Source organism: Novosphingobium rosa NBRC 15208, assembly GCF_001598555.1.
GTDB classification, from domain to species: Bacteria; Pseudomonadota; Alphaproteobacteria; order Sphingomonadales; family Sphingomonadaceae; genus Novosphingobium; species Novosphingobium rosa.
On sequence record NZ_BCZE01000069.1, the window covers coordinates 1 to 25,329 of the forward strand.

Annotated in this window: 22 protein-coding genes; 6 read left to right on the forward strand and 16 right to left on the reverse strand. The window is 66.4% G+C overall.

Annotation, left to right across the window (positions count from 1 at the left end; translation table 11 throughout):
* Both SR3_RS22885 and SR3_RS22890 read left to right on the forward strand, forming a co-directional pair.
* A partial coding sequence (locus SR3_RS22885) for a CocE/NonD family hydrolase C-terminal non-catalytic domain-containing protein (protein WP_281198739.1) occupies positions 1-270 on the forward strand: 270 nt, incomplete at its 5' end.
* 112 nt (positions 271-382) lie between these two features.
* Complete coding sequence (locus SR3_RS22890; RefSeq protein ID WP_068091069.1) at positions 383-571, forward strand: hypothetical protein; 189 nt, start codon at positions 383-385, stop codon at positions 569-571.
* A gap of 34 nt (positions 572-605) precedes the next feature.
* Here the strand turns inward: SR3_RS22890 and SR3_RS22895 are convergent, their stop codons facing one another.
* The 3 genes from SR3_RS22895 to SR3_RS32120 all read right to left on the reverse strand — a co-directional run bounded on the left by SR3_RS22895 (position 606) and on the right by SR3_RS32120 (position 2,973).
* Positions 606-1,913: a methyl-accepting chemotaxis protein gene (locus SR3_RS22895; RefSeq protein WP_068091070.1), complete on the reverse strand. Its 1,308-nt coding sequence runs from the start codon at positions 1,911-1,913 to the stop codon at positions 606-608.
* 141 nt (positions 1,914-2,054) lie between these two features.
* The gene (locus tag SR3_RS31940; protein ID WP_169805696.1) at positions 2,055-2,456 is read right to left on the reverse strand and encodes a Spy/CpxP family protein refolding chaperone; all 402 of its coding nucleotides are present in this window, start codon (positions 2,454-2,456) and stop codon (positions 2,055-2,057) included.
* Positions 2,443-2,973 carry a hypothetical protein gene (locus tag SR3_RS32120; protein ID WP_068091073.1) on the reverse strand — a complete coding sequence of 177 codons (531 nt, stop codon included), beginning with the start codon at positions 2,971-2,973 and terminating at the stop codon, positions 2,443-2,445. Before SR3_RS32120 ends, SR3_RS31940 begins: the two co-directional genes overlap by 14 nt.
* A gap of 331 nt (positions 2,974-3,304) precedes the next feature.
* Between SR3_RS32120 and SR3_RS22910 the strand changes: the two genes are divergently transcribed.
* On the forward strand, positions 3,305-3,754 hold the full coding sequence (locus SR3_RS22910) for a MarR family winged helix-turn-helix transcriptional regulator (protein ID WP_068091075.1): 450 nt from the start codon (positions 3,305-3,307) through the stop codon (positions 3,752-3,754).
* A gap of 8 nt (positions 3,755-3,762) precedes the next feature.
* Complete coding sequence (locus SR3_RS22915; RefSeq protein ID WP_245654061.1) at positions 3,763-4,998, forward strand: MFS transporter; 1,236 nt, start codon at positions 3,763-3,765, stop codon at positions 4,996-4,998.
* Here the strand turns inward: SR3_RS22915 and SR3_RS22920 are convergent.
* The 4 genes from SR3_RS22920 to SR3_RS22935 form a co-directional block, all read right to left on the reverse strand.
* A complete protein-coding gene (locus SR3_RS22920; protein WP_068091077.1) occupies positions 4,995-6,431 on the reverse strand; it encodes a UdgX family uracil-DNA binding protein in 1,437 nt (478 codons plus the stop codon). The genes SR3_RS22915 and SR3_RS22920 overlap by 4 nt on opposite strands.
* The gene (locus SR3_RS22925) at positions 6,431-7,681 is read right to left on the reverse strand and encodes a putative DNA modification/repair radical SAM protein (RefSeq protein ID WP_068091079.1); all 1,251 of its coding nucleotides are present in this window, start codon (positions 7,679-7,681) and stop codon (positions 6,431-6,433) included. The genes SR3_RS22920 and SR3_RS22925 overlap by 1 nt, the downstream gene beginning before the upstream one ends.
* 185 nt (positions 7,682-7,866) lie before the next feature.
* The gene (locus SR3_RS22930) at positions 7,867-8,142 is read right to left on the reverse strand and encodes an HU family DNA-binding protein (protein ID WP_068091080.1); all 276 of its coding nucleotides are present in this window, start codon (positions 8,140-8,142) and stop codon (positions 7,867-7,869) included.
* A gap of 193 nt (positions 8,143-8,335) precedes the next feature.
* A complete protein-coding gene (locus SR3_RS22935; RefSeq protein WP_068091082.1) occupies positions 8,336-11,122 on the reverse strand; it encodes a putative bifunctional diguanylate cyclase/phosphodiesterase in 2,787 nt (928 codons plus the stop codon).
* 417 nt (positions 11,123-11,539) lie between these two features.
* Between SR3_RS22935 and SR3_RS22940 the strand changes: the two genes are divergently transcribed.
* On the forward strand, positions 11,540-11,839 hold the full coding sequence (locus SR3_RS22940; RefSeq protein WP_068091084.1) for a hypothetical protein: 300 nt from the start codon (positions 11,540-11,542) through the stop codon (positions 11,837-11,839).
* 2 nt (positions 11,840-11,841) lie between these two features.
* Here SR3_RS22940 and SR3_RS22945 read toward each other — a convergent pair whose 3' ends face one another.
* The 4 genes from SR3_RS22945 to SR3_RS22960 form a co-directional block, all read right to left on the reverse strand.
* Positions 11,842-12,453, reverse strand: a complete 612-nt coding sequence (locus SR3_RS22945) for a hypothetical protein (protein WP_157099058.1) — start codon at positions 12,451-12,453, stop codon at positions 11,842-11,844.
* 89 nt (positions 12,454-12,542) lie between these two features.
* The gene (locus SR3_RS22950; RefSeq protein WP_068091088.1) at positions 12,543-12,731 is read right to left on the reverse strand and encodes a hypothetical protein; all 189 of its coding nucleotides are present in this window, start codon (positions 12,729-12,731) and stop codon (positions 12,543-12,545) included.
* 69 nt (positions 12,732-12,800) lie between these two features.
* Complete coding sequence (locus SR3_RS22955) at positions 12,801-14,078, reverse strand: aminotransferase class V-fold PLP-dependent enzyme (RefSeq protein WP_068091090.1); 1,278 nt, start codon at positions 14,076-14,078, stop codon at positions 12,801-12,803.
* 118 nt (positions 14,079-14,196) lie between these two features.
* Positions 14,197-14,736 carry a GNAT family N-acetyltransferase gene (locus tag SR3_RS22960; protein WP_068091092.1) on the reverse strand — a complete coding sequence of 180 codons (540 nt, stop codon included), beginning with the start codon at positions 14,734-14,736 and terminating at the stop codon, positions 14,197-14,199.
* 195 nt (positions 14,737-14,931) lie between these two features.
* Here SR3_RS22960 and SR3_RS22965 point away from each other — a divergent pair, with 195 nt between their 5' ends.
* Positions 14,932-15,576, forward strand: a complete 645-nt coding sequence (locus SR3_RS22965; RefSeq protein ID WP_157099059.1) for a LuxR C-terminal-related transcriptional regulator — start codon at positions 14,932-14,934, stop codon at positions 15,574-15,576.
* Here the strand turns inward: SR3_RS22965 and SR3_RS22970 are convergent.
* From SR3_RS22970 to SR3_RS22990, 5 genes are all read right to left on the reverse strand, one after another.
* Positions 15,553-18,993 (reverse strand): hybrid sensor histidine kinase/response regulator, encoded by a 3,441-nt coding sequence (locus SR3_RS22970; protein ID WP_068091095.1) that lies wholly within the window; start codon positions 18,991-18,993, stop codon positions 15,553-15,555. The two genes, SR3_RS22965 and SR3_RS22970, sit on opposite strands and share 24 nt — an antisense overlap.
* 204 nt (positions 18,994-19,197) lie before the next feature.
* Entirely contained in the window at positions 19,198-20,271 is a 1,074-nt protein-coding gene (locus SR3_RS22975) for a glycosyltransferase family 4 protein (protein WP_068091117.1), read from the reverse strand.
* A 54-nt stretch (positions 20,272-20,325) separates the two neighbouring features.
* The gene (locus SR3_RS22980) at positions 20,326-21,252 is read right to left on the reverse strand and encodes a UDP-2,3-diacylglucosamine diphosphatase (RefSeq protein WP_084455849.1); all 927 of its coding nucleotides are present in this window, start codon (positions 21,250-21,252) and stop codon (positions 20,326-20,328) included.
* Positions 21,253-21,373: 121 nt separating this feature from the next.
* On the reverse strand, positions 21,374-22,942 hold the full coding sequence (locus SR3_RS22985; RefSeq protein WP_068091096.1) for a Ppx/GppA family phosphatase: 1,569 nt from the start codon (positions 22,940-22,942) through the stop codon (positions 21,374-21,376).
* 9 nt (positions 22,943-22,951) lie between these two features.
* The gene (locus SR3_RS22990; protein ID WP_068091098.1) at positions 22,952-25,174 is read right to left on the reverse strand and encodes an RNA degradosome polyphosphate kinase; all 2,223 of its coding nucleotides are present in this window, start codon (positions 25,172-25,174) and stop codon (positions 22,952-22,954) included.
* Positions 25,175-25,329: the final 155 nt, after the last annotated feature.

A 25,329-nucleotide genomic window follows, 5' to 3' on the forward strand; every position in this document is an offset into this window, starting at 1 on the left:
GGCGGCTTCGACAAGCCCGCCGCTGTGCCGGCGGGTCAGGTGCAGGAATACAAGTTCCGCCTGCCCACGGTGAACTATACGGTGAAGCCGGGCCACCGGATCATGGTGCAGATTCAGTCCTCGCTCTTCCCGCTCTATGATCGCAACCCGCAGACCTATGTGCCCAACATCTTCTTCGCCAAGCCTACGGATTTCCAGAAGGCCACCATCACGCTGGAACACGGCCCCGACGGCCAGAGCGCGGTGCTGCTGCCGGTGGTGAAGCAATAACATCCGTCGCTGGTGGAAACATCAGCCGCCTCCAACCGTTTGCATAAACAGGATAGGGCTCGCGTGCTGGCAGCAGTGCGCGGGCCCTTCCGTTTTTCGCAAGGAGGCAGACATGCTGCGCACACTGACTTTGGCTGGCATGGTGCTGGCCATCAGCACGCTGGCGGGTTGTGACGATTATGGTCATCACCCCCGCTGGGACCGCGGCGGCGGCTATGACCATGGCCGCGACCATCGCGGCGATCACGATCATGACCACGGCGGCTATCACGACGATGACCATCACTGGGGCCCGCACTGATCCGCAAGGCAGTCGGCAGCGCTGACGAAGGCGTTCAGGCCACGCGCCTGATCCGGCCGAAGCGCGTGGGCCCTTGCGTGGCGACATCGCCCGCGCGGAACCGCGCCAGCTCCTGCATCAGCGCATCGGACTGAGCCGCCAGCCCGCGCGCCGCCGCGCTGGTCTCTTCCGAGGCGGCGGCATTGCTCTGGGTGATCTGGTGCATTTCACCCACCGTGCCATTGGCCTCGCGCAGGCGCCCGGCAGACTCGTTGGTGTCGCGGGCGATGCGGCTCATCACCTCGCTGATCTGGGCGACGCCCTCGGCGATGCGCAGCAAGGCCTCGCCGGTCTGGGTGACCAGCGTGACGCCCTGAGACACCTGCGAGGCCGATCCCGCGATCCGCCCCTTGATATCCCGTGCCGCATCGGCGCTGCGCTGGGCCAGCGCCCGCACCTCATTGGCCACCACGGCGAACCCACGCCCCGCCTCACCGGCACGTGCCGCTTCCACGCCAGCGTTCAGCGCCAGCAGATTGGTCTGAAAGGCAATGCCGTCGATCACGCTGACGATCGCCGCGATCTCGCCCGAGGAATGTTCGATGGCGGCCATGGCCTCCACCGTGCTGGACATCACCGCGCTCGATTCCTCGGCCTGACGGCGGGTTTCGCTCACCAGCGCATTGGCCTGCGTGGCGGCATCGGCGGATTGGGCGATGGCCGCGCCGATCTGGCCCAGGGCCTGCACCGTCGCCTCGGCCTTCAACGCCTGAACTCCGGCCCGGCTGGTGGCATCCTGCGCGGCCTGCTGGATATCCTCGGCGCTGCGGGCCACCAGATCGGCGGTCTGCTGCACCTTGCCCATCGATGCGGCAAAGGCATCGGCAGCGGTGTTGAAGCTTTCGCGCAGCCCCTCATAGTCCTGACGGAAGGGACGTTCGAGATGGCAGGTGAGGTTCCCGCGTGACAATTCGCCCAGCCCGTGGCGCAGATCGTCGATCACGAAAGCGGTCTCGGCCAGATTCTGGATGATCACCAGAATGGACTCCTGCCCATCGAGCACGGCGGGGATCAGCGTCACCAGAATGCGCACCGGATTGCCATGCGGATCGAGGTTGAGCCATTCGAAACGCGACACCCCCTTTTCGAACGCCTCACGCTGGCGTTCGGGAACATGGTCGGCTGAAGGGCGCCCGTCGCTCTGGATGGGGGCGGAGAAATCCTCGGGCGTGCGGCCGATCAACTCTTCGCGGCTATAGCCATAGATGCTGGCGCAGGCATCGTTGCAGGCGGCAAAGACGCCATTCTGGATCAGCAGCAGGCCATCGGGCGACAGCTCGAACAACCCTTTGGCGAGGGTCATTTCGAGGGACGGCTTCTCCTTGCGCCAGAACATGCTCGCGATCACCCGGTTGCAGACAGGCGCCCAGTCTAGGGCCTGTCTGGTAAAGGCGAGCGCATCCCGCCCCTAGGGACAATCACGAAAGCTGGCCGCCAGCCGCGCTCAGGGCGCCTTGGCAGACTGTGCGGGCGGCAGGGTCTGCGTATCGAAGACCTTCTGCTGTTCCGGCGTCAGCATGGCGTAAAAGCGGCGCAAGGCCTGCGCCTGCCTGTGCAGATCGGCCTCTTCCTGCCGCATCTCCGCCTCCATCAGATCCATGCGCTGCGGCGCGGTGATCGTGGGGAACAGGGCAGCGGCGCTGCGTCGACGCTCCTGCGTGTGATTGGGCGCCGAGGCCTGAGCGCGATAGGCTTCCCAACCCAGCTCCTGCTGAGGCGTCAGATGCAGATAATCGTGCAGCTTCTGCTCCGGCGTCAGGCCGACGGTCTGGCTCCAGCCGGGGGCGGCGCTCAGCAGAGCCGCCCCGGCAGCCAGAACCGCCAAAACGCGCTTACTGGCAGCCATTGTTACCGGCGTTGTTGTTGACCCAGTGATACTGCTTGTCCTCGCCCCATTGCCAATAGCCGCAGGCCGTGGAGGGCGGCGCCGCATTGGGCGCGTAACCATCCACCGAACCCTGCGCCACCGGCGGCGCCTGTTCCGGCGCGGGCTCGGTGTCATAGTAATAGCCGGGATAGTCGCCATAATAGCCCGGCCAGCCCCAGAGCCAGGGATCGGCGTAAAGCCCGCCGCCCCAGCCCCAACCCCAGCCGGGATAGCCGCCCCAGCCATAACCGCCGCGATAGACCACGCCGCCACGGTAGAACCCGCCATGATAGCCGCCACCGCGATAGACCCCGCCACCCCGGAAGCCACCACCGCCGCCGCGAAAACCGCCGCCGCCGACATGCGCGCCGCCGCCAAAGTGGCCACCACCGCCGCCATGGCCGCCGCCGCCGCGCTGGGCCTGCGCCGCCACCGGCGCGCACACCAGCGCCAGCGCCGCGACCATGCCCGCGACATGACCCGCCAGAATTTTCATGGGTTCTTCCTTTCCTAGAGGGCGCTGGCGGCGAGTGACCTTGCTGGGGGATCGTCGGCGACGCTTATGCGTTAAGATGGTCTTTCGAAGCCTTGGCCGGGCGCCGTGGAGCAAAATCGGCGGAGCGGCAGGAGCCAGCTCACAGCTTCGCAAACACAGTGTTAACCTTGGCTGACTGGCGGGCGTAAGGTGATGTAAAATCGCCTGTTCTTTCGCCTTTATGCGGCAGATCGAAGGGCTGCGGCGCGGGGGCGCCATGGACGCAAGCGGGCTGCGGCAATATCTTCAGGCAAACTTTGCAGTTTACCTGAAGATAGGCTAAAGCGAGCCCATGCCGTCCGAGACTCATTCCCCCGCCCCCCTTCTGGCCTCTCGCGTTGCCCATGATCTGCGCGCCAATTTCCGCGCCCTGAAACGGCGCTTTCGCGAGCAAGCCCCGGCTGGGGAACTGACCCCGGCCCAGATCGCCGTGATCAGCCGACTCGAATGCGGCCCCGGCACCGCCTCGGCCCTCGCCCGCGCCGAAGGGATGCGCCCGCAATCGATGGGCCCGATCATCGCGGCGCTCGATGCCGCCGGGGTCATTCAGGGGAAGCCAGACCCCGCCGACGGGCGCCAGACCCTGCTCTCGCTCACCGACGCCTATCGCGAGCAACTCAACGCAAGGCGCGAGGCAAGGCAGGACTGGCTGGAGCGCACCATCGTCACCCGTCTCACCCCCGAGGAGCAACAGGTGCTGGCGCAGGCCAATGAACTGCTGCGCCGGATCGTCGCGCCATGAGCGCACGCATGAGCACTTTGGCAGCCCCATCGGGCGGGCTGTTCCGCTCGCTGCGCAATGGCAATAACCGGCTGTGGACGATGGGGGCCTTTGTCTCGAACATCGGCACCTGGGTGCAGCGCACCGCGCAGGACTGGCTGGTGCTGACCATGCTGACGCATCACAGCGCCGCGGCGGTGGGCATCGTGATGGCGCTGCAATTCGGGCCGCAGATGCTGCTGCTGCCCTGGACGGGCGTGGCCGCCGACCGTTTCGACCAGCGCAAGCTGCTGATGTGGACGCAAGGGATCAGCGGCGCGCTGGCGCTGGGCCTTGGCGTGCTGACGCTGACCGGCATGGTCAGCCTGTGGCAGGTCTATGTTTTCGCCTTCCTCTTTGGCTGCGTCTCGGCCTTCGATGCGCCGACGCGCCAGACCTTCGTGGGCCAACTGGTGGGCGAGGACGATCTGCCCAATGCCGTGGCGCTCAACGCCACCAGTTTCAACAGCGCGCGGATGGTTGGCCCGGCGGTGGCGGGGCTGATCATCGCAGCGGCGGGCACCGGCTGGGCCTTTGTGATCAATGGCATCTCCTTTTTCGCGGTGTGGGCCGCCATGCTGGCGATGGACGGCGACACCTTGCGTGCGCCCCCCCGCTCCAGCCGCGGCACGGGCGGGTTTATGGAAGGGTTGCGCTATGTCCGCGCCCGGCCCGATCTGATCGCCATTCTGGCGATGCTGTTTCTGATCGGCACCTTCGGGCTGAACTTCGCGATCTTTATCTCGACCATGGCGGTGGGCGTGTTTCATGCCGATGCGCGGGCTTACGGCTTGCTGTCCTCGATGATGGCGGTGGGCACCGTGTCGGGCGCGCTGTTCAGCGCAAGACAGGGCAAACCGCAATTCACGATGCTGATCGGCAGCAGCGCGCTGTTCGCCCTGGGATGCACGCTGGCCGCGCTGGCGCCGACCTATTGGGCCTTTGGCGCAGCGCTGCTGGTGACGGGCGTGGCCGCGCTGACCTTCACCAACGCCACCAACAGCCTGATGCAACTGGCCACCGAACCGGCGATGCGCGGGCGCGTGATGGCGCTGCGTGTGGGCATCGCGATCGGCGGCACGCCGCTGGGCGCTCCGGTGGTGGGCTTCGTGGCCGACCATGCCGGGCCGCGCTGGGCGCTGGGCGTGGCGGCGGCGGCAGGTGTGGCCGCCATGCTTGTGGGCTGGCAGGCGTTGAAGTGGATTGCGCCGGGCGCGCGGGGTTAAGAGCGCAGCGGCTCCTCCAGCCCGGCCAGACCGCCGCGCAAATCCGCGACATAACGTTCGAACCCCTGCTCGGCCTCGGCCTGAGAGGGCAGGCGCAGCAAATGGCTGGGATGGACCGTGAGGCGGCAGGGCGTGCCATCGGCCAGCATGATCTCCTGCCCCGCCTCGCGCCCGATGGATAGATTCTGGCCGGTCAGGGCGCGCAGGGCTGTCTTGCCCATGGCGATCACCAGACGCGGGCGCAGGATCGCCCGCTCCTGATCGAGCCACCAGCGGCAGGCATCAATCTCGCCCACATTGGGGCGGGCATGCAGGCGCTGCTTGCCGCGCTGCTCGAATTTGAAATGCTTGACGGCGTTGGTGACATAGAGCCTGTCGCGCGGGACGCCCGCCTGCGCCAGAGCGCGATCGAACAACGCGCCCGCCGGGCCGATGAAGGGGCGCCCTGCCCGGTCTTCCTGATCGCCGGGCTGTTCACCCACCACCATGATGCCTGCATCCGCCGGGCCCTCACCGAAAACGGTCTGGGTGGCCGGGCCGCACAAGCCGCAGCGCCGGCATCCGGCGGCTTCCTCGCGCAGCAGGCGCAGCGCCGCCGCAGGGTCCTGAGGCAGGGTGTGGCGTGTGATGCGCGGGGCTTGCGGGGCCTGCGCCACCATCGCCAGTTCGCGCCGCCTTGCGTCCGCGATCATGCCGGGCACCAGCGCGGTTTCGGGCATGTTCTTCCAATATTTGCGCGGCATTTCCTTCAGCATCGCGCCGGTCATCAGCCGGGCGGGGTTGAAGATGGCGCTGTAATAGGTCTGCCATGCCGCCTCGACAGGATCGCCCTTGGGCGCTTCCTCGCGACGGGCGGGCGGCCCTTCGGTGAGGGTCTCGCCATCCCAGTGCAACGTGCCTTGCGGCGTCAGGATCGACCAGCGCATCGCGGCGAAACGGTCGACGAAGAAGCTGGCATTGGCGCGCAGGATATAATGCTCCGGCTCATACCAGGCGATGAAGCGGGGCCGCCTCTCTTCTTCAACGCCGCCCTCCTGCACCTCGCGGAAGCGCAGAAAGGCATGCATCTTGTGGATGTCGCGCCGCACGGTGCTGGCCATGCTCTCCACGCGGCGCAGCAAGGGATCGGCATGGTCACCCAGCAAGGCAGGGTTGGCCGCAATCTTCACCAGCAGTGCATAGAGCAAGGCGAAACGCTGCGGATCGCTGTGCAGCAAAGCCTGCTCGGCCAGGGTGATGAAAGGTTTGGGAACGGTCAGCGGCCTGCCTGTCGCGGGCGGTAAAGCCTGTGGTTCACCGCCGAACAGGTCGCCCGGCGCATCGCCCACCTGCCACAGCACCGCCTCGGGCGGCACACCCGCCTGAGCCAGCCGTCGGGCGTGTGTCCGCCAGCCCTCCACATCATCGAAGGCATCGAGACAGATGCGGTGCATCAGGCCGCGAAAAGCTCAAGCTGCGCGGGTTTGGGCGCCAGCAGCGCGCGCAGATCGCTGCGGTCGGTCAAGGCCAGCGGGCGCCAGTCGGCGGTGACGATAAAGGGCCGCAGCTTGCGCAGCGAGACAGTCATGCGCGCCACATCCTCCAGCCGCAACTGCCGCAGGCGCCGCGCCGAAAGGATGGCATCCACCGCCCTCACCCCCAGCCCGGGAATGCGCAGCAACAGCTCACGCGGGGCGCGGTTGAGATCCACCGGAAAGCTTTCGCGGAAGCGCAGGGCCCAGGCCAGCTTGGGATCGATGTCGAGCGGCAGCATGCCTGTTGCCGGATCGGCTGCCGCGCCCACCTCCTGCGGCGAAAAGCCATAGTACCGCAGCAGCCAGTCCGACTGATAAAGCCGGTGCTCACGCATCAAGGGAGGGCGGCGCAAGGGCAGCACCGCGCTGGCATCGGGGATCGGGCTGAAGGCGGAGTAATAGACACGGCGCAGATCGAAGCGGTCATAGAGCGTGGAGGCGCGCGCCACGATCTCGCGGTCGGTGGCGGCATCGGCCCCCACGATCATCTGCGTCGATTGGCCGGCGGGCGCGAAATCGGGCGCGGAACGGTAGCGGCGCTTCGCATCATGGCCATCGGCGATGGCGCCGCGCATTGCCCCCATCGCGCCCTCGATGCGGTCCTGCGACTTGTCGGGCGCGAGGCGACGCAAGCCGCTCACCGTGGGCAGTTCGACATTGATCGAAACACGATCGGCATGGCGGCCCGCCGCCTCCACCAGCGCGGGATCGGCATCGGGGATGGTTTTGAGATGGATATAGCCGCGAAAATCATGGTCTTCCCGCAAGGCCCGCGCCACCTCGACGATCTGCTCCATCGTGTAATCGGGCGAATGGATGATGCCGGAGGAGAGGAACAGCCCCTCGATGCAGTTGCGGCGGTAAAAGTCCAGAGTCAGCTTCACCACCTCCGCCGCCGTGAAGCGCGCGCGGCGCACATTGGAGGAGGCGCGGTTGATGCAGTAATGGCAGTCGAAGATGCAGCTGTTGGTCAGCAGCAGCTTGAGCAGGCTGATGCAGCGCCCGTCCGGCGCATAGGCATGGCAGATGCCCATCCCGCCCGAGGTGGAGCCCAACCCCTTGCCATCACGCGAATCCCGCTTCTTGCCCCCCGACGACGCGCAGGAGGCATCATATTTGGCGGCATCGGCCAGAATGGCCAGCTTATCGGTGAGGGATAGTGAGGACATGGGAGCTGATCCGGGCGCTCAACCAGCGGCGCCGTCAGACTCTAAAATGGCGCGAAGGCCACGCCCTGTCCATCAAAATGTTCTTGATACGTTCTTATCAAGCGACGTGTTGCGCGTTATCCTGTTTTCAGGCCTTCGCGCAAGCATCACGCCCCGCCCCGTGAAGGGCGAGGCGTGAAGAAGGATCAGCCGTTCAGCTTGTCCTTCACGGCCTTGGCAGGCGTGAAGGTCAGCTTCTTGGCAGCCGCGATGGTCATGGCGGCGCCCGTGGCGGGGTTGCGGCCTTCGCGCTCGGCGGTTTCCTTGACCTTGAACTTGCCGAAGCCGTTCAGGCTGATTTCCTCACCGGCAGCAGCAGCGTCGGCAATGGCAGCGAAAACCGAATCCACCAGCTTGCGGGCGTCGGCCTTGGTCGTGCCGTGGTCGGCGGCCAGCTTGTCGGCGAGATCACTGTTGTTCATGCATCGTCTCCTTGGGACGGTTGAAAAGCGCGACCGGATTAGCGCCCAGAATCAGGCTCGTCATCCCCTGATCGCGCAAAACTCCCCATTTTAGCGCGATTTCATGGCGTCAGACCGGTTTGGCAGTGGGTAATTCAACCCCGCCCCCCCTTTCTGAACGCATTTTAAGGATTTTCCGCAGCCGCAAGGCCCTTCAGGCGAATCTATCCTGATGGGTACTTCGCACCGCTTCAGCCCAATCCGCTGAGGCGCAAAGCGTGGCCACGCGGGTCACATCCCAATGCGTCAGCGCCTCCACCACCTGAGGCGCCGCCATGGGCCGCCCCAGCAAAAACCCCTGCCCGATATCGCAGCCCTTGGCCGCCAGATGGGAGAGCTGTTCGGACGTCTCGATCCCCTCGGCCACGGTACGGATGCCCAGATTGCGCCCCAGATCGATCACCGCGCCGACGATGGCGGCATCCTCGGTCTCCACCATGCCCAGCCGCTCGACGAAGGAACGGTCGATCTTGAGCGAGTCCACCGGGAACTGTTTCAGATGCGTCAGAGAGGCATAACCCGTGCCGAAATCATCGAGCGCAATCGACACCCCCGCGCGTGACAGCGTGCCCAGCGCCGAACTGACATTCTCCACCAGCTGGCCGAGGAACACCGTTTCGGTCACCTCCAGCTCGATGCTTGAGGGCGGCAGGCCCGCGCGGCGCAAACGGCCCAGAATACGCTCGGCGAAATCACCGCGCATGAAGTCCCCCGCCGAGCCGTTCACCGCCACGCTGTGAAAGGCGATGCCCCGGCGCTGCCAGCTGGCCATATCGGCCACCACGCGGTCCAGCATGCGGTCGGTCAATTGCACCGAGAGGCCCGGATCATCGAAGGCCGCCTGAATGCCGCCGGGCGACTGCAGCCCCTTGGCATGCCAGCGCAACAGCGCCTCGAACCCGACGCAGGCCCCGGTGCGTAGGCTGACCTTGGGCTGATAGAAGGGCACGATGCCGTCCTCGCGCAGCGTGGTGCGCGCATCGGCCAGCATCTGGGTACGGCGCGCGGCCTGCTTGCGCAGGCTGGTGCTGAACTGCCGCAACTGCCCCAGCCCATCATTCTTGGCCGCGTAAAGCGCCAGATCGGCGCTTTTGTGCAGCTCTTCGGGCGACTCGCCATCGTCGAAGGCCACCGCCGAGCCGATGCTCAGGCTCACATCGATCTGCCGCCCCTCATAGCCCATCGGCCCCGCCACCTGCGCGGCCAGCCTTTCGGCGATGCGGGTGCGCGCCTCGGGGCTGGGCAGATCGGGCAGGATGATGGCGAATTCATCGCCCCCCAGCCGCGCCACCGTGGCCGAGAAGGGCGCATAACGCGTCAGCCGCGCCGCAACTTCGCGCAGCAGGCTGTCTCCGGCATCATGGCCCAGACTGTCATTCACAGCCTTGAAACGGTCGACATCCAGCACGATCAGCCCGACATGGCGGCGGTTGAGCCGCGCCTCGGCCAGCGCCCGGTCCAGACTTTCGGCGAAAAGCACACGGTTGGGCAATTGCGTGAGCGCATCGTGATGCGCGGCCCAGCGCAGCCGGTCCTCGTCGCGCTTGCGGGCCGTCACATCCTGAAGCGTGCCGATCAGGCGGATGGCATCGCCCGCCTCGTCCCGCACCACATGGCCGCGCGCGATCAGGTTGAGGAAGCTGCGGTCAGCGGCCTGAAAACGGAACTCCTGCCGCCAGTGCGACAGGGTTTCCTCGGTGGGCACGGGATGCGAGATGCGGCGCAGACGGGCCAGCACCATCGGGCGGTCATCGGGATGGATGCGCTTGATCCACCAGCGGCGCGAGGTGCCGCCCACGATGGCGTCATGGCCGAAGATCGTCGCCGTGGCGCCGCCCCAGTCGACATGGTCGCGGTCCAGCGCGATGTCCATGATGATGTCGTTGGAGGCCAGCGAGGCGAGGCGATAGCGCTCCTCGCTGTCCTGCAGGGCCTTTTCGCCCAGCACCTGCTCCTCGATGTCCTCAAGGCTGCCATACCATGACAGCACCTTGCCCGCCGCGTCGCGCCGGGGAAAGGCGCGGGCGCGATACCAGCGCCAGCCGCCGTCCCACTGGCGCAGGCGGTAGCGCACATCGGCATCGCTCTCCCCGCCGGAGCTGAGGGCGCGGGTCCACACCTGCTGCACGGCGGGCAGGTCTTCGGGGTGAAGCGCGCTGGCCCAACCGATGCCCAGCGCATCCTGCGTGGCCATGCCGGTGATCGCCGACCAGCGCGGACTCAGTTCGGTGAGGCGGCCCTCGGGATCGGCCAGCCAGGGGATCTGCGGGTTGAGATCGACCGAATGGCGATAATGCTCCTGGCTCTGTTCGAGCGCAACGATCAGCGAGCCCATATCGATGCGCGACTGCAACAGCTCCTTGAAGGCGGAATGATTGTTCGCCAGAGTCTTGAGCAGGATGCCGGCGGCCAGAATGAAGGTCCAGCCGATGCCCATCGCGTACCAGTCATGCGAGAACAGCAGGCGGATGGTGATCGGCAAGGCGCCGCACAGCAGCACCAGCCAGGCCGCCAGCGGCAGGGCCTGAAGGCAGTAGCAGGCGCAGATCGCGCCGACGAAGACATAGAGCGCGATGGCCGTGCTGCGATCGGCTTGCGCCAGTTGCAGCAGCAGCAGCCCCCAGCCGCCGAAGGCCGCGCTGAGCGCCGACCCCGCCGCCGTGGTGCCGTAGAGATAGCGGCGGATCTGCGCCGGGCCCGGTTGCCGGCCGCGCCGCGCCACCCAGACACCCATGCGCACCACAATGATCGTGCAAAGCAGCGCGGGAATGCCAAGGCCATAGATCTTGGGCACTTCGCCAATGGTCGCCGCCGCCAAAAAGCAGGCATTGACCAGCATCAGCAGATACATCAGCGGAATCTGGGCGCGCAGATGGTCGTACTGCTCCTTGAGCATCGCATCCGGGCTTTTGGAAATCTGCTGAAACAGGCTGGCAAGCATCGGCAATCATCGCGGCAAGATCCTGCGACAATCCATGGCCATGCGCGGTTAAGATCGGCTTGAAGGCAACTAGGCGGTTTAAGGGATTTGCGCGGGGATCATTCTTGACCAAGGTTAACCAATTCAGAGTTTTTCTCTAAGAAACAATGCCTTTTTATAAAAGGCCGATCATGGAGAAATACGGCGCGGCGCCCGTTGTTTTGTATTTTTCCGCAAAGCCCGGTGATCCGCATGGGCAGGGTGAGCCGATGCCCCTTGCCATGATTCTGCCGCCGCGCTCTTGCGAAGCCGGCCCCTTCGCGCCCATGAGCGCAAAATTCGGGTCGAATGGCCGGAAGGACGGCAGCGCAATCCCCCGCTCTGCCCTATGACACGGATTTTACGCGCGGATGATGCGCCAAGGCTGGAGCCCCCTGGATGACCGAAGATCTGAGCGACATTCCCCGCCACTTCATCGAGGAGTTCAAAAAGGCGGGCCCGGAATATATGGCCTGGCAGATGCGCACCGGCGGCATCACCGGCCCGCGCCTGACCTATGCCGGGCGCTGGCTGGCCCATCTGGAGATCACCGCCAAACAGGCCCGCAAAAGCTATGAGCGCAAGATGTTCGCTCTGGCTGTCGCCACCGCCGTGCTGGCGCTGGTCGCCGCGCTGGAAGGCGGGGTGCAACTGGCGATGACCCTGAACCCGCCCGCCGCGCCTCACGCCGCGCGGTAATCCTATTTGAGCTTCAAGTCCTTGATCAGCATGGCCTCGGCCCCGGCAGCGGCCTCCACGAAATCCGTCTCGCTGATATCCAGATAGTTGCAGCCGACGAACAGCGTGGCGTTGTCCTCATCGCGCGGAAAGTGGCCGCCCGACATCCGCGCCATCGCCCTGTCGCCATCGGGGAAGGCCCCAAGCATCGGGCCATGGTCGGGATCGATACCACGGTAATAGGTCTCATCCGTGCGGACCGGCACGCGCTTCATGCCCTTCTCGCGCACCAGCGCCAGCGCCTGCGCGCGGGGCAATTCGATCACCACCCAGGTGTTGAGCAGCGAAACCGTATCGACGCTGCGCCCGAAGATGGTGACGGGATGCGCCAGACGATAGGTCCACAGGCCCGTCATGCCCTCATGGCCGTTGCGCCTGACCGGAATGGCCCAGCCTGGCGGATGATCGTTGAACAGCGCCTCATAATAGGGCGCATAGGCCGCGGGCGAAGAACGGCATTCCACCGCCTGCGCGATCCCTTCCGGACTGGGCGGCCCGGCCTCTTGCGCAGCCAGCAGCGGCGTGCCGGACACCAAGGCCAGCGTGGCGATCATCCCTCGCGTAAAACGCCGCACTCTGCTTCTCCCGCCCTTTGATCGGAGGGAGAGCCTAGCCGTTCGCGCAACGCCAGACCATCGGCTTCATCGCGAAATCCGCTTGTTTTTCATGATCCTCGGCGGGAGGCGCGCGACGCCTTGACCAGCGCATAGACGCTGCCTCCCCCCAGCACGCAGGCAAGAGCAAAGCCGATCGCCGCGCCCCATACAGCCCCGGCCAGCCCATGCAGCACCCCGCCGATGAACATGCCGATCAGGGGCAGGACGATAAAGAACAGGCAACCGATCGCGAACACGGGACATCTCCACTTGCCCCCACGCCCCTTTACCCCAAGCCCCTGCCCTCCGGAAGGTCCACCTAAGGCCTAGGCGATGCCCTTCATCTTGCGGAAGGCATCGAAGCGGTCGAGGAAACGGTCGATATCGGCCTTCTCCAGATAATAGGGCGTGGAAAGGCGGATGCGGCTGGGCGCACCGCCGCGCACGCGGATGCGGTGGTTGGTCCACATCCAGTCCATCAGCTCATGCATCTGCACCGGGGCCATATCCACCGTGGCGATGGCGCAGCGCATGGTGGGATCGGGCGAGGTCAGATCCCGCGATCCGCGCTTCATCATCTCGCCATGCAGATAGTCGGCGAGGAAGCGGTGGCGCTTCTCGATGCGGTCCATGCCGATGGAATTGGCCAGCTTGATCGCGGCCACCAGCCCCATCATCGCGGGAATGTTCGAGGAGCCGATCTGCGAATAGCGGTCCACATCGCGCGCCGGAGCATCCCAGCCGCCCGTCACCGTGGTGGGCCACAGCCGCTCCATCACCTCTGGCCCGCGCACATAGAGAAAGCCGGTGCCCTTGGTGGCGAACAGCCATTTATGCATCGAGCCCGTGTAGATATCGCAGCCGATGTCATTAAGATCGACCTTGAGCATCCCCGCCGCATGCGCCCCATCGAACGCCGAGATGATCCCCTTGGAGCGGGCCAGCGCGGCGATCTGCTTGGCCGGCAGGATCAGCCCGCTGTTGGTGGAAATATGGCTGACGAAGATGATCTTCGTGCGCGGCGTGATCGCGTCATTGATGCGGTTGAGGATATCGGCAGGCGTCAAAGCGGGCTTGGGCAGGTTGAACTTCTTCACGACAATGCCATAGCGCTTGGCGCGCAACATCCAGGGCTGCTCGCCGCTGCCATGCTCCTCGTCGGAGATCAGCACCTCGTCGCCCGGCTTCATGTCGAAGCCGCCCGCCACCACATTGTTGGCCTCTGTGGCGTTGCGCAGCACCGCCATCTGATCGACCCGCGCGCCCATCATCTGCGCGAAAGGCGCGCGGAACTCGGTCCAGGGGCCATAGCCCCACATCGGATAGGCCTCCGGCTCGGGCTGCATCATCTGCTCGGTCAACTCATAGGAGTCATAGATCGCCTTCAACACCGGGCGCGGCGAGGACCCCACCGTGCCATTGTTGAGATTGACCACCCCTGCCGGAATCAGGAACTGCTTGCGCAGCGCCGCCCAATAGGCGTCCTGATTGCGGGCATAGAGATCGGCCCCCGGCAGCGGCACTTCGGCCAGAGCGGCGGCGGGCAGCGCGGAGGCAGCCCCGGCAAACAGGCTGTTGGCAAGCATCGAACGGCGATCGAACATGGAAGACCTCTCAGGCTGGAGCCACGGCAGGGTGCGCCGTGAACCCCGGCGCTGCCCCGGCCCGAGTTGTGTCCATGGAATAAGAAAGGTAAATTGGTGAAATGACGAAGACGAAAGTTCAGCGATAGGTCTTCGACAGGATCACCAGCGTCGGATCGCCCTCGAAGGGATAGGGGGTGAAGCCTTTTTCGCGCTCCAGCTCGATGGCGGCGCGGTTCTCGCGGTTCTCGATCGAGATCACCCGGCGCACGCCCCGGCGCTGCGCCTCCTGCGCCAGCAGATCGACCAGCGCCCAACCAATGCCATGCGCCCGGTAATCCTCCCGCACCGAAACGGCGATCTCGGCGGTGTCCAGCTTGCCGTCGCAGGCCAGCAGGGCCGAGGCGACCAGATCGCCATACATGGGCTCGAAGACCAGAAAGCTCTCGGTGCGGAAGTGGTCGGGATGCAGCAGCAAATCGAGCTGATCGCGGCTGACCTGCGCGCAGGCAGCCAGAAAGCGGAAGCGGCGGTCCTCCTCGCTGACCTGCGCGAAGAATTGCGCCAATGCCGGGCCATCATGCTCGGTGGCGGGCAACACCTCCAGCCGCAGACCGCAGCGCGTGGTGAGAATGCGGGTCGCCCCATCGGCATGAGGCAGGATGGCGGTTTCGGTCATGATGCAGACTCCTTTGGCCTGCCCTTCCCTGCCCCGGAATCATGTGCCGATCCTTGATCCCGGGCAAATTGGCGCCTGCTTCGACCAAAGTCTGTGCGACGTCATCGCGACCATACAGCGCTTGCCCGGCGCGGGGCGAAGGTCCATCTTGGCACTCTGGCGAAATCGCCTGCCCGAAAGCCCGGAGCCTTCCCCGTGAGTATGACGATCCTGATTGCCGACGACCATCCGCTGTTCCGCCAGGCGCTGACGCTTGCGGCCAGCCGCGTGGTGCCCGGTGCGCGCATCGTCGAGGCCGGGACTCTGGCCGCCGCCGCCCGCGCGGCGCAGGAGGCGCAGGACCTCAAACTCATCATGCTGGACCTGAAGATGCCCGGCGCGGTGGGCTATTCGGGCATCGCCCTGCTCCATGCCGAAAGGCCCGAGGTGCCGATCCTGGTGATCTCCAGCGCGGAAGGGCAAGCCGCCGCCGATGAGGCCCGCGCCTTCGGCGCCATGGCGTTCCTCTCGAAACATGCCGATCTCGACCAGATCGAAAGCACCATCACCCGCATTCTGGGCGGCCAGACCCCGCCCGCCGCCGCGCGTTCGGGGGAAAGCGTGCCCGCCGGCGATATCGAGAACATCCGGCGCGAGGTCGCTGGCCTCACCCCCACCCAGCTTAAGGTGCTGCTGGCGGTGCTGGACGGCCAGCTCAACAAGCAGATCGCCTTCCAGCTGGGCATCACCGAGAGCACGGTGAAGGCCCATATGACCGCGATCATGCGCAAGCTGGATGTGCGCAACCGCACGCAGGCGGCGCTGGTGGCGCGCTCCTTAGGGCTCGATCTCGCCCATTGATGGGCCGAGGGCGGGCAAGGTCCACACGGCCCCTACCTGTCCCAGAAACTGCTCGATCACCTCGGGCGCGATGGGCTTGGCATGCATTTCCACGCCCATGCCCGCCGCCAACTCGCTGATCCACGCCCCGCTTTCGGCGGTGATCAGCATGGCGGGCAGATCGGGCTGAATGGCGCGCAGGCGCTTGACCACGCTCAACCCATCCTCGCCATGCTCCAGCCGGTAATCGACCAGCACAGCATCGACCTGCGCGGCATGCGGCAAGGCCTCGGCGCCATTGGCCGCGCCGATGGGGCGGTGCCCCATGCTCAGCAGCAGCGCCACGCTGGCCTCCACGGTGCGGGCATCGTCGTCCACCACCAGCACGCGCAAGCGGCGCTGCCGCAGATCGGGCGCGACAACATCCGCCGTCACCGGAACGGTCCGCGTCACCGATGCCACCCCATCGGCGCCCGTGGAGGAGGCCGCCAGCCACAGGCTGAACCGGCTGCCCCGCCCGGGCCGCGACGAGACCTCGATCCGCGCATCCAGCAGGCGCGCGATACGTTCGGAGAGCGACAGCCCCAGACCCAGCCCCTCGGCCTCGACATCGCCGAGCCGGGTGAATTCACCGAAGATCGAGTCCACCTTGTCGGCCGGAATGCCCACGCCGGTGTCCACCACATCGACGCGCAGCCAGCCCCGCCCATCCTCGGCCCGGCGGCGGCGCACGCCGATCACCACCCCGCCTCGCTCGGTGTAACGCACGGCATTGGCGAGGAAATTCTGCAGCAGCGAACGCAGCAGCCCCGGGTCGCTCACCACATCGAGGCCTTCCGCTGCCAGCGGGGCCAGCCTTAGGGTCAAGCCCTTGCCCTCGGCCATGGGGCGGAAACCGTCGACCAGCCCGGCCAGAAAGGGCTGCAGCGCCAGAGGCTCCGGGCTGGGCGTCACGCCGCCAGCGTCCAGCTTGCTGATGTCCAGCAGGGCGCGCAGCAGCACCTCCGCCGCCGTGATCGCGGAATCGACCCGGCCCACCAACAGCTTGGCATGATCGTCCACATCGCGCGCCAGCGCCGCCGTGAACAGCCGCGCGGCATGCAGGGGCTGCAACAGGTCATGGCTGGCGGCGGCCAGAAAGCGCGTCTTGTCCGCCGTGGCGCGGGCAAGTTGACGATTGGCCTGCGAGAGTTCCTCGGTGCGGGCGCTCACCCGGCTTTCCATCTGAGCCAGCGCCTGGCGGAGTTCGGCGCGGGCATTGGCCTCGCCGGTGATGTCGGTGAAGCTGGTGACATAGCCGCCGCCCGGCATCGGCCCGCCCGCGATCTTGAGCACGCGCCCGTCACGGCGATAGCGCTCGCCCTCATAGAAACCGCTCTGCTTCATCTGGGCGATGCGGCGCGCGACCTGTTCCTCCGGATTGCCCGGCCCCAACTCGCCGCGATTGACGTTGTAACGGATCAGCTTTTCCACCGGCGTGCCGACCTGCAGCATGCCCGGCGGATAGTTGAAGAAGCTCTCATACCGAGAATTCCACGCGATGAGGTTCAAATCCTCGTCGACCACGCGGATGCCCGCATCGATGTTCTCGAAGGTGGCGGTCAGCAGCGGACGGGTGAAGCCCAGAGCATGGCCGCGCTCATCGAGCAGATGGGTCACCTCGCCCAGAGTCATCCGCCCCCCCGCCAGCGCCGAGGCCACCAGCGAACGCGCCGCCGATGTGCCCACCACCGCGCCGATCAACTGGCGCGCGCGCTGGGCCGAATTGCGATCGATGGGATCGCCATGGACGGGTTCGGGGAACTCGCGCAGCGCCTTGTCCTGCCCCACGAAGCTGGCAACCAGATCCTTGAGCTGGCCCAGATCGGCGATGCTGTCATGCCAGCGCATCAGCGCGGGCAGCGGCGCGCTGCGCACCTTGCGCGCGGCGATCACCGCATAGGTCAGCAGGTTGAGGCCAAGGCTCCACACCACGCCATGCACCAGCGGGCTGGCATGGCCCAGCCCCAGCAGGCGCAGCGGATCGAAGGGCCCGGTGGCCAGCGCCTCGCGCCAACCCTCGGGCAGGATCGGCGGCAGCGCCAGCGTGTAGAGCCACAGCAGCAGCCCCACGCTCAGGCTGGCGCGCGCCGCCATCGGATCGCGCCGCCGCCCGGTGGCGGCCATCGCCAGATGGGGGGTGAACTGCGCCATGGCGGCAAAGGCCACCAGCCCGATCGAGGCCAGGGAATCCTGAGGTCGCACCAGCAGCGCCCAGGCCAGCGCCAGCATCACCACGCCGAAAATCGACAGGCGCCGCACCAGCAGCATGCGCCGCCCCAAGGCTCCCGCGGCGAGCCGGGCGCCCTGCGCTCCGCCCGCCGCCCGCGCCACGCTGGGGAAGACCAGATCGTTCGAGACCATGGTGGCCAGCGCCGTGGCATCGGTGATGACCATCGCGGCGGCCGCGCCGATGCCGCCCAGCAGCTCGGCGGCCATAATCACCGTATGCCCGCCCTGTTGCGGCAGGGTCAGCACGAAATAATCGGGCATGGTCCCCGCCGGCAGCACGCTGAGCCCGGCCAGAGCGATCGGGAACACGGAAGCGGCCATCAGCGTGAGATAGCCGGCAAAGCCGAAGCGGGCGCGGGGCAGATCCTCCACCTCGCGCGCCTCGGCCAGCCCCATGTAGAACTGGCGCGGCAGGCTGAAGATCGTCAGCCCCGCCAGCAGGGCGATCACCAGCGTATCGGCTGAAAGATCGCGCAGGGCGAAATGGCGGTGCAATTGCGCCCAGCCCTCAGCCACCTGCGCGGGGGCCGCGTTGACCAGCAGCGACACCGCCAGCCCGGCCATCAGCAGCATGGCGATCAGCTTGGCCAGCGATTCCAGCCCCATGGCATAGATCAGTCCCTCGGACCGCCCGGTGAGTTCAAAACGCCGCGCGCCGAACAGCATGGCGAAGAGAGCCAGCAGCGCCGCGCCGGTAATCATGGTCGGCACCATCACCGCCTCGCCCGTGACGATGGAAAAGCCGATGCCGATGGAGATGAATTGCAGCGCCATATAAGGCACCGTGCCCGCCAGAGCGATCAGCGTCACCAGCCGCGCCACCACCGGATCATGGCCGAAACGCGCGGCGATGAAGTCGGAGAGGGTGACGGCCTGCTCCTCGGCCACAGCGCGGGCGATGCGGCGCAGAAAACCGGGCGCGGCCAGCAGCAGCAGGATCGGCGCGAGATAGATCGGCAGATAGTCCCAGCCGGTGCGCACCGCGCTGCCCACCGCGCCATAGATCGTCCAGCTGGAGCAATAGACGCCCAGCGCCAGCGTATAGGCGCCGCGCCGGCCTTTCATATGGCCGCCCGTGCGCCGCGCATGCCTCTGGGTCAGCGCGGCAATCAGAAACAACAGGCCGATCCAGGCCATCGCCAAAAGCGCCGCAGAACCGACACGCATGCGCTTCACTCCACTGGCCGCCCCGCCTCGGCGGGATCGGCTTAGCGGAGGTGGTCCCCCTTAAGCAAGGGGGCCGTCAGCGGGAGACCTTTGGCGAGCCCTCTGCCCCGCCCGGTCACCCAGCGGGGTTATCCTGTGGGCGGCCGGGTGGGGGAGAAGGCTGGCGCCGCCCGAAATGCGCCTCGCACATTTTCAAACAGATTCTCAGACCAGTTCGGGGATGGCCTGCGCCTTGTGATCGCGCGCGGCCTTGGCGACAGCGGCCAGGAACTGATCGGTGGCGCGCGGCCAGGTGTAGCGCCGGGCGAAAATGCCCGCCGCCTGCCGGTCGAGCCGCAGCGCGCGGGCCACGGCCACGCCCAGATCCTCGTCCAGAGCGGCCACGGTGGCGGGGAAATCATGATCCACGCCCCGTCCCTGCTCGCCCAGAATATCGAGCGGGCCCGGCACCGGATAGGCCGCCACCGGAAGCCCGCAAGACAAAGCCTCGATGATGACCAGCCCGAAGGTGTCGGTGCGGCTGGGGAAGACGAAAGCGTCGGCGCTGCGATAGGCGGCGGCCAGCCGCTCGCCCGCCAGCGCGCCGAGGAAAACCACCTTCGGATAAAGGCGGCGCATTTCGGCCAGCGCCGGGCCATCGCCCACCACCACCTTGGTGCCCTCGGTGTTGAGGTCGAGGAAGGCCTCGAGGTTCTTTTCGGGCGCCACGCGGCCCACATTGAGCAGGATCGGGCGCGGCAGATCGGCCAGTTCGGGCAAAGTCTCACCCATGGGGGTGAACAGCTCCTGATCGATGCCCCGGCTCCACGGACGGGTGGGGCCGATGCCGCGCGCTTCCAGTTCACGCGCCAGACTGGGCGTGGCGACCATCACGCCTTTGCTGGGGGCATGGAAGCGCTGCATGATCGGCCAGAAGCGCTCGGCGCTGATGCCGGTGCGCACCGAGAGATATTCCGGGAAGCGGGTGTGGAAGGCGGTGGTGAAGGGCACATTGCGCGCCTGGCACCAGCCGCGCGCGCTCCAGCCGATGGGGCCTTCGGTGGCGATATGCACCAGATCGGGCCCGAACCCGTCAAGCATGCGCCGCGCCGAGAAACGCGGCGAGATCGCGACGCGGATCTGGCTATAGCCCGGCAGCGCGACGGTCAGGAAGCGCTCGGGGGTGATCAGCTCCACCTCATGGCCGCGCTTGTGCAGCTCGGCCACGGTGGCGGCCAAGGTGCGCACCACGCCGTTCACCTGCGGGAACCAGGCATCGGTGACAATTGCGATCTTCATGGGAGCGTTGGTCTGGGGGAACATGGTTCTTGCCTCCTCGCTCTGGACGATGTGTCAGGCTGTCTGCGCTTCGGCGGAGACGCTCAGGCCCGCCAGTTCGCGGGCGCGCACCTCGGCGCCGTAATCCACGATGCTCATCGCGCCGGTGAAATCCTCCACCAGAGCGGTGCAGCTTTCGACCCAGTCGCCATCGTTGTAATAGGTGACGCCGTGGATCTCGCGGATTTCCGCCGAATGGATATGGCCGCAGACGATGCCGTCCAGCCCGCGCGCCACCGCCTCATGCGCCACCGCTTCCTCGAAGGAGCAGATGTAGGAGACGGCGTTCTTCACGCGCTTCTTGAGGTAAGCCGACAGCGACCAATAGGGCAGTTTCAGCCCCCGGCGGATGGCGTTGAAGGCGACATTCACCCTCATCATCATCTCGTAAGCCTGATCCCCCAGGAAGGCGAGCCACTTGTGGTAGAGCACCACCGCATCGAAGCTGTCGCCATGGGTCACCAAAAGGCGGCGGCGGTCGGCAGTGAGGTGGATCGCCTCGTTCAGCAGTTCCACGCCGCCGAAGGTCATGCCGCAATAGGGGCGCAGCATCTCGTCATGATTACCGCAGATGAAGACCACGCGGGTGCCGCGATGGGCCATTTTCAGGATGCGACGCAGCACTTCATTGTGGGCATCGGGCCAGTACCAGCCCTTTTTCAGGCGCCAGCCATCGATGATGTCGCCCACCAGATAGAGCGTTTCGCACTCCACCGAGCGCAGGAACTCCACCAGCAGCCCGGCGTTGCAGCCGCGCGTGCCCAGATGGACGTCACTGATCCAGACGGTGCGGTATTTGGTCTTGGGACGGAAGCCTTTGGGTTCGGGCAGATCCAGCCATTCGGGGAGGCGACGACCCGCAGATGCCCCGCCCAGACTGGCAGCCACGAAGTCCCGAGCCTGATCGACGGCGGGGTGTTGGCCAAACTCGTCGCGCAACATGGTGCGTCCTCATGCTTCTTTCCGTGTTCCTCCCCGCATAAGTCAGGGAGGTTGCACGGGCATGACCGCGTTGCGTCAGTTCGGTGACATTGGCGGATAAGGGCCCCCGGTTACCGCCGTTTCAGGGCAGACCGGCGCCTTCGGGCAGAATATCGAGCCGGGGCGTCAGGCCAAGGCATTCGGCCAGCACGCGCAGGTCCTTGTCCACCATCTCGGAACAGAGCGGCGCCAGAGCGGGCTTCACCGCCAGCACCAGCGCGGCACCCTCGATCCGCAAGGACGTGCCCGCCAGCGCCGCCACCGCGCCGCCGCCGATGCGCCGGGCCAGACGCGTCGCCAGCCCCCAGGCCACCGCATCGCGCAGCGCCGAGATCGGCGCCAGACGCGGCAGCTGCGGCGGCACGGCGGTGCGCCCGCTGTTGGCCAACACGGCCAGCGTGATCATCGCCCTGCCCCGCGCCGTCAGGCCGATCCAGCGCTTGCGCAGCGCCCAGTTGACGGCTTGCTCCGTGCGCAGATTGGGCTCGGTATCCAGCGAGACCAGCGCCAGCATGGTGGCGCCCAGCCGCAGGCGTTCGATGCGCGGGGCATCGGCCTGCACGGTTTCGGGCAGGGCGCGCGCCGTCCAGCGCACCATCTCGGCGGCCAGAGCGGGCAGCTCGGCGCTATGGGTCGCGGTGAAAGCGGCGATGCCTTCCAGCATCGGGTCGGCGGCGCGGGTGGCCTCGTCGAAACCTTCGGCCAGCAGGCCCTCGCGCAGGCCCCAGCTGGAGAAAATCAGGCGCTGGGGCTTCAATTCCCGCACCAGCACCGCCAGCAGCGCCGCCGCATCGGGCAGGCTGCCAAGGCGCGCGGTGGAGACGCCGGGCACGGTCAGGCGCGGCAGGGCGGCCTTGCCCGAAGCGGGCTTCGCGCCCGTCAGCTGCGCCACCAGCTTCGGCGTGTTGACCTGACGGGCCAGACGCAGCGCATCCTCAGGCGTCAGTTCGAAGCCATGGGGATCGTCGATGGGCCAATCCATCTGCTCCATGGCGAAGCGGGCCAGCGCGCGCCACGATCCGCCCACCAGATAGAGCGGCTGATCATGCGCGGTCGACCATTGCGCGGAACGCAACATCTTGGCGATCTTGCGGGTGAACTTGGCGCCGCCTTCCTCGCGCAGCGCAGGCAGGCGCAGCGTGCCCAGCGGCAGGCTGGTGCCATGGGTGCAGCGATCGTCGGCGATGTCGATCAGTTCAAGGCTGCCGCCGCCCAGATCGCCCACGATGCCATGCGCGCCGGGGAAGGCCGAGAGCACACCATGGGCGCTGCCCACCGCCTCCTCCTCACCGGACAGAAGGCGGGGCGAGAGGCCAAGCTCCCGCACACGCTCCAGAAACGCCCCGCCATTGGGCGCGTCGCGCACGGCGGCGGTGGCGACGCATTGCACATCCTCCACCCCGTGCAGGCGCAGAATGGCGGCGTAACGGGCCAAGCTGACCAGCGCCAGCTTCATGCCCTTTTCGGACAGCCGCCCGGTTTCCGCCACCCCCTTGCCCAGCCGGGCCTGGATCTTCTCATTGTGAAGCACCGCCGGAGCCCGGGGCGGACCGCCGAAAATCACCAGACGAACGGTGTTCGAGCCGATGTCGATGATGCCGCGCGCGGGGTCTTGCGCCACCGGGCGAGGCGCTGTGATCTCGTGATGCATGAGGTGTCCTTACGCGCCGCCGCGCCGCAATGCCAGCTTGGGCACCTTGCGTCCCGATCCCAGCGACGCCCCGCGCCCCGAAAGCGACGGATTGGTCATGAAATAGCGATGCGCGTTGAAAGGCCGGTCGCCCGGGGTGGTGCGCTTGTAATGGCCTTCGGAATCAAGCGTCCAGCTCTGCTCATTGTCGAGCAGATTGGCAAGCATCACCTGATCGAGCACCTGATCGTGCACCGTGCGGTTGCGGATGGGGATCAGCACCTCGACACGGCGGTCGAGGTTGCGGGTCATGCCATCGGCGCTGGAGATGAAGACGCGCGCGCGCTGGTTGGGCAGCGGATTGCCCGCGGCAAAGGCCCAGATGCGGCTATGCTCCAGAAAACGCCCGATGATCGATTTGACGCGGATGTTCTCCGACAGGCCCTTGATGCCCGGGCGCAGGCAGCAGATGCCGCGCACGACAAGGCTGACCTCCACCCCGGCGCAGCTGGCTTCATAGAGGCGGTCGATCAGATCATGATCGGTCAGCGAGTTGAGCTTGCCCCAGATCTGCGCCGGTTTGCCCGCCTTGGCATTGGCAATCTCGCGGTCGATGCAGCCATAGAGGCGCTGGCGCAGCATCACCGGGGCCACGCCGATCAGCGAGGTGCGGCGCGGCTCGACATAGCCGGTGATGAAGTTGAAGACCTGATTGGCGTCGCGGCCAATGGCGGCCTCGGCGGTGAAATAGGACAGGTCGGTGTAGATCTTGGCGGTGATCGGATGGTAATTGCCGGTGCCGAAGTGGCAATAGGTGCGATAGCCATCGCCCTCGCGCCGCACCACCATGCTGATCTTGGCGTGGGTCTTCCAGTCCACGAAGCCGTAGATCACCTGAACGCCGGCGTTCTCCAGCTGGCTGGCCCAGTGCAGGTTCTGCTCTTCATCGAAGCGGGCCTTCAGCTCCACCACGGCGGTGACGCTCTTGCCCGCCTCGGCGGCGGCGATCAGGGCGTTGATGATCGCGCTCTGCTTGCCCGCGCGATAGAGCGTCTGCTTGATCGCCACCACATCGGGATCGATCGCGGCCTGACGCAGGAAATCGATCACAACCTCGAAGCTTTCATAGGGGTGGTGGATCACCAGATCCTTCTCGCGGATCGCCGAGAAGATATCGCCGTCATGCTCGAGGATGCGCTCGGGATAGCGTGGGGTGTAGGGCTCGAACTTCAGCTCGGGCCGCTTCTCGCTACAGATTTCCGAGAGGCCCGCCATGCCGATCGGCCCCGCCGACTTGATCACGATGGCATGATCGAGCTTCAGCTGGTCGCGCAGCAGCTGCTCGGCCTGAGGGTCGAAATCGCCCTGCAATTGCAGCATGATGACGCTGCCGCGACGGCGCCGTTTGATGGCGGTGCGGAAATAGCGCACCAGATCCTCGGCATCTTCCTCGATCTCGATGTCGCTGTCGCGCAGCACGCGGAAGACGCCGTGGCCCTTGGCCTCGAAACCGGGGAAGAGCAGATCGATATGGCGCCAGATCACATCCTCGATGCTGATGTAGCTGGCCTCGATCCCCGAAACGCGCACGAAACGCGGCAGGGCGGCGGGGATCAGCACCATCTCCATCACCTGCGCCAGATCGGCGGCGCGGGTCAGGCTGACCATCAGCCCCATGCCGCCATTGCTGACGAAGGGAAAGGGATGCGCCGGATCGATGGCCTGCGGGGTGATGACCGGCAGCACACGCTCAAGGAAATAGTCCTTGAGCCAGCGCACCTGCGTGGCGTCCAGCCTGGGCGCCAGCTTGACCACGCTGGGATCTTCGCCGGGAGCCTGATCGAGGATATGGATATGCTGGGCGGCCAGTTCGCCGCGCAATTCGGTCCAGATCGCCTGTTGACCGGCCTCCACCCGCACCACCTCGTCGCGGATGGCGTCGAGCTGCTGGGCGGGCGTATGGCCGTCGATCGAGATCTCCTCGATCTTGCGGCGCACCTGCGCGGCCAGACCCGCCACGCGCACCATCAGGAATTCGTCGAGATTGTTGCCCGAGATCGAGAGGAACCGCAGCCGCTCCAGCAGGGGATAGTTGCGGTTGCGCGCCTCATCCAGCACGCGGGTGTTGAAGGCCAGCCAGCTCAGTTCGCGGTTGAAGAAGCGATGGCGGACCTTGGCCACCTCTTCATTGCCCTCATGCTGCGGGGGTTGGGCCACAAGATGGGCGATGGGCGAGAGCGTATGGGTGTTCATGTCAGATCCCTGGCTTGGCATGCCGACAGCGCGATCCGGCATGCCCGTCAACATTGCCCATCCACAAGAGGAGGGGGCAAGCCCATGATCCGGCTGCATGACCATGGCATGACAGCCGGACCGCTAAAATCGTTCCCGCCGGGCAAGGTGCCATC

Coding starts and splice junctions, on each gene's coding strand:
- SR3_RS22890 (WP_068091069.1), top strand. CDS start 383: ATGCTGCGCACACTGACTTTGGCTGGCATGGTGCTGGCCATCAGCACG.
- SR3_RS22895 (WP_068091070.1), bottom strand. CDS start 1,913: ATGACCCTCGCCAAAGGGTTGTTCGAGCTGTCGCCCGATGGCCTGCTG.
- SR3_RS31940 (WP_169805696.1), bottom strand. CDS start 2,456: ATGGCTGCCAGTAAGCGCGTTTTGGCGGTTCTGGCTGCCGGGGCGGCT.
- SR3_RS32120 (WP_068091073.1), bottom strand. CDS start 2,973: ATGAAAATTCTGGCGGGTCATGTCGCGGGCATGGTCGCGGCGCTGGCG.
- SR3_RS22910 (WP_068091075.1), top strand. CDS start 3,305: ATGCCGTCCGAGACTCATTCCCCCGCCCCCCTTCTGGCCTCTCGCGTT.
- SR3_RS22915 (WP_245654061.1), top strand. CDS start 3,763: ATGAGCACTTTGGCAGCCCCATCGGGCGGGCTGTTCCGCTCGCTGCGC.
- SR3_RS22920 (WP_068091077.1), bottom strand. CDS start 6,431: ATGCACCGCATCTGTCTCGATGCCTTCGATGATGTGGAGGGCTGGCGG.
- SR3_RS22925 (WP_068091079.1), bottom strand. CDS start 7,681: ATGTCCTCACTATCCCTCACCGATAAGCTGGCCATTCTGGCCGATGCC.
- SR3_RS22930 (WP_068091080.1), bottom strand. CDS start 8,142: ATGAACAACAGTGATCTCGCCGACAAGCTGGCCGCCGACCACGGCACG.
- SR3_RS22935 (WP_068091082.1), bottom strand. CDS start 11,122: ATGCTTGCCAGCCTGTTTCAGCAGATTTCCAAAAGCCCGGATGCGATG.
- SR3_RS22940 (WP_068091084.1), top strand. CDS start 11,540: ATGACCGAAGATCTGAGCGACATTCCCCGCCACTTCATCGAGGAGTTC.
- SR3_RS22955 (WP_068091090.1), bottom strand. CDS start 14,078: ATGTTCGATCGCCGTTCGATGCTTGCCAACAGCCTGTTTGCCGGGGCT.
- SR3_RS22960 (WP_068091092.1), bottom strand. CDS start 14,736: ATGACCGAAACCGCCATCCTGCCTCATGCCGATGGGGCGACCCGCATT.
- SR3_RS22970 (WP_068091095.1), bottom strand. CDS start 18,993: ATGCGTGTCGGTTCTGCGGCGCTTTTGGCGATGGCCTGGATCGGCCTG.
- SR3_RS22975 (WP_068091117.1), bottom strand. CDS start 20,271: ATGAAGATCGCAATTGTCACCGATGCCTGGTTCCCGCAGGTGAACGGC.
- SR3_RS22980 (WP_084455849.1), bottom strand. CDS start 21,252: ATGTTGCGCGACGAGTTTGGCCAACACCCCGCCGTCGATCAGGCTCGG.
- SR3_RS22985 (WP_068091096.1), bottom strand. CDS start 22,942: ATGCATCACGAGATCACAGCGCCTCGCCCGGTGGCGCAAGACCCCGCG.
- SR3_RS22990 (WP_068091098.1), bottom strand. CDS start 25,174: ATGAACACCCATACGCTCTCGCCCATCGCCCATCTTGTGGCCCAACCC.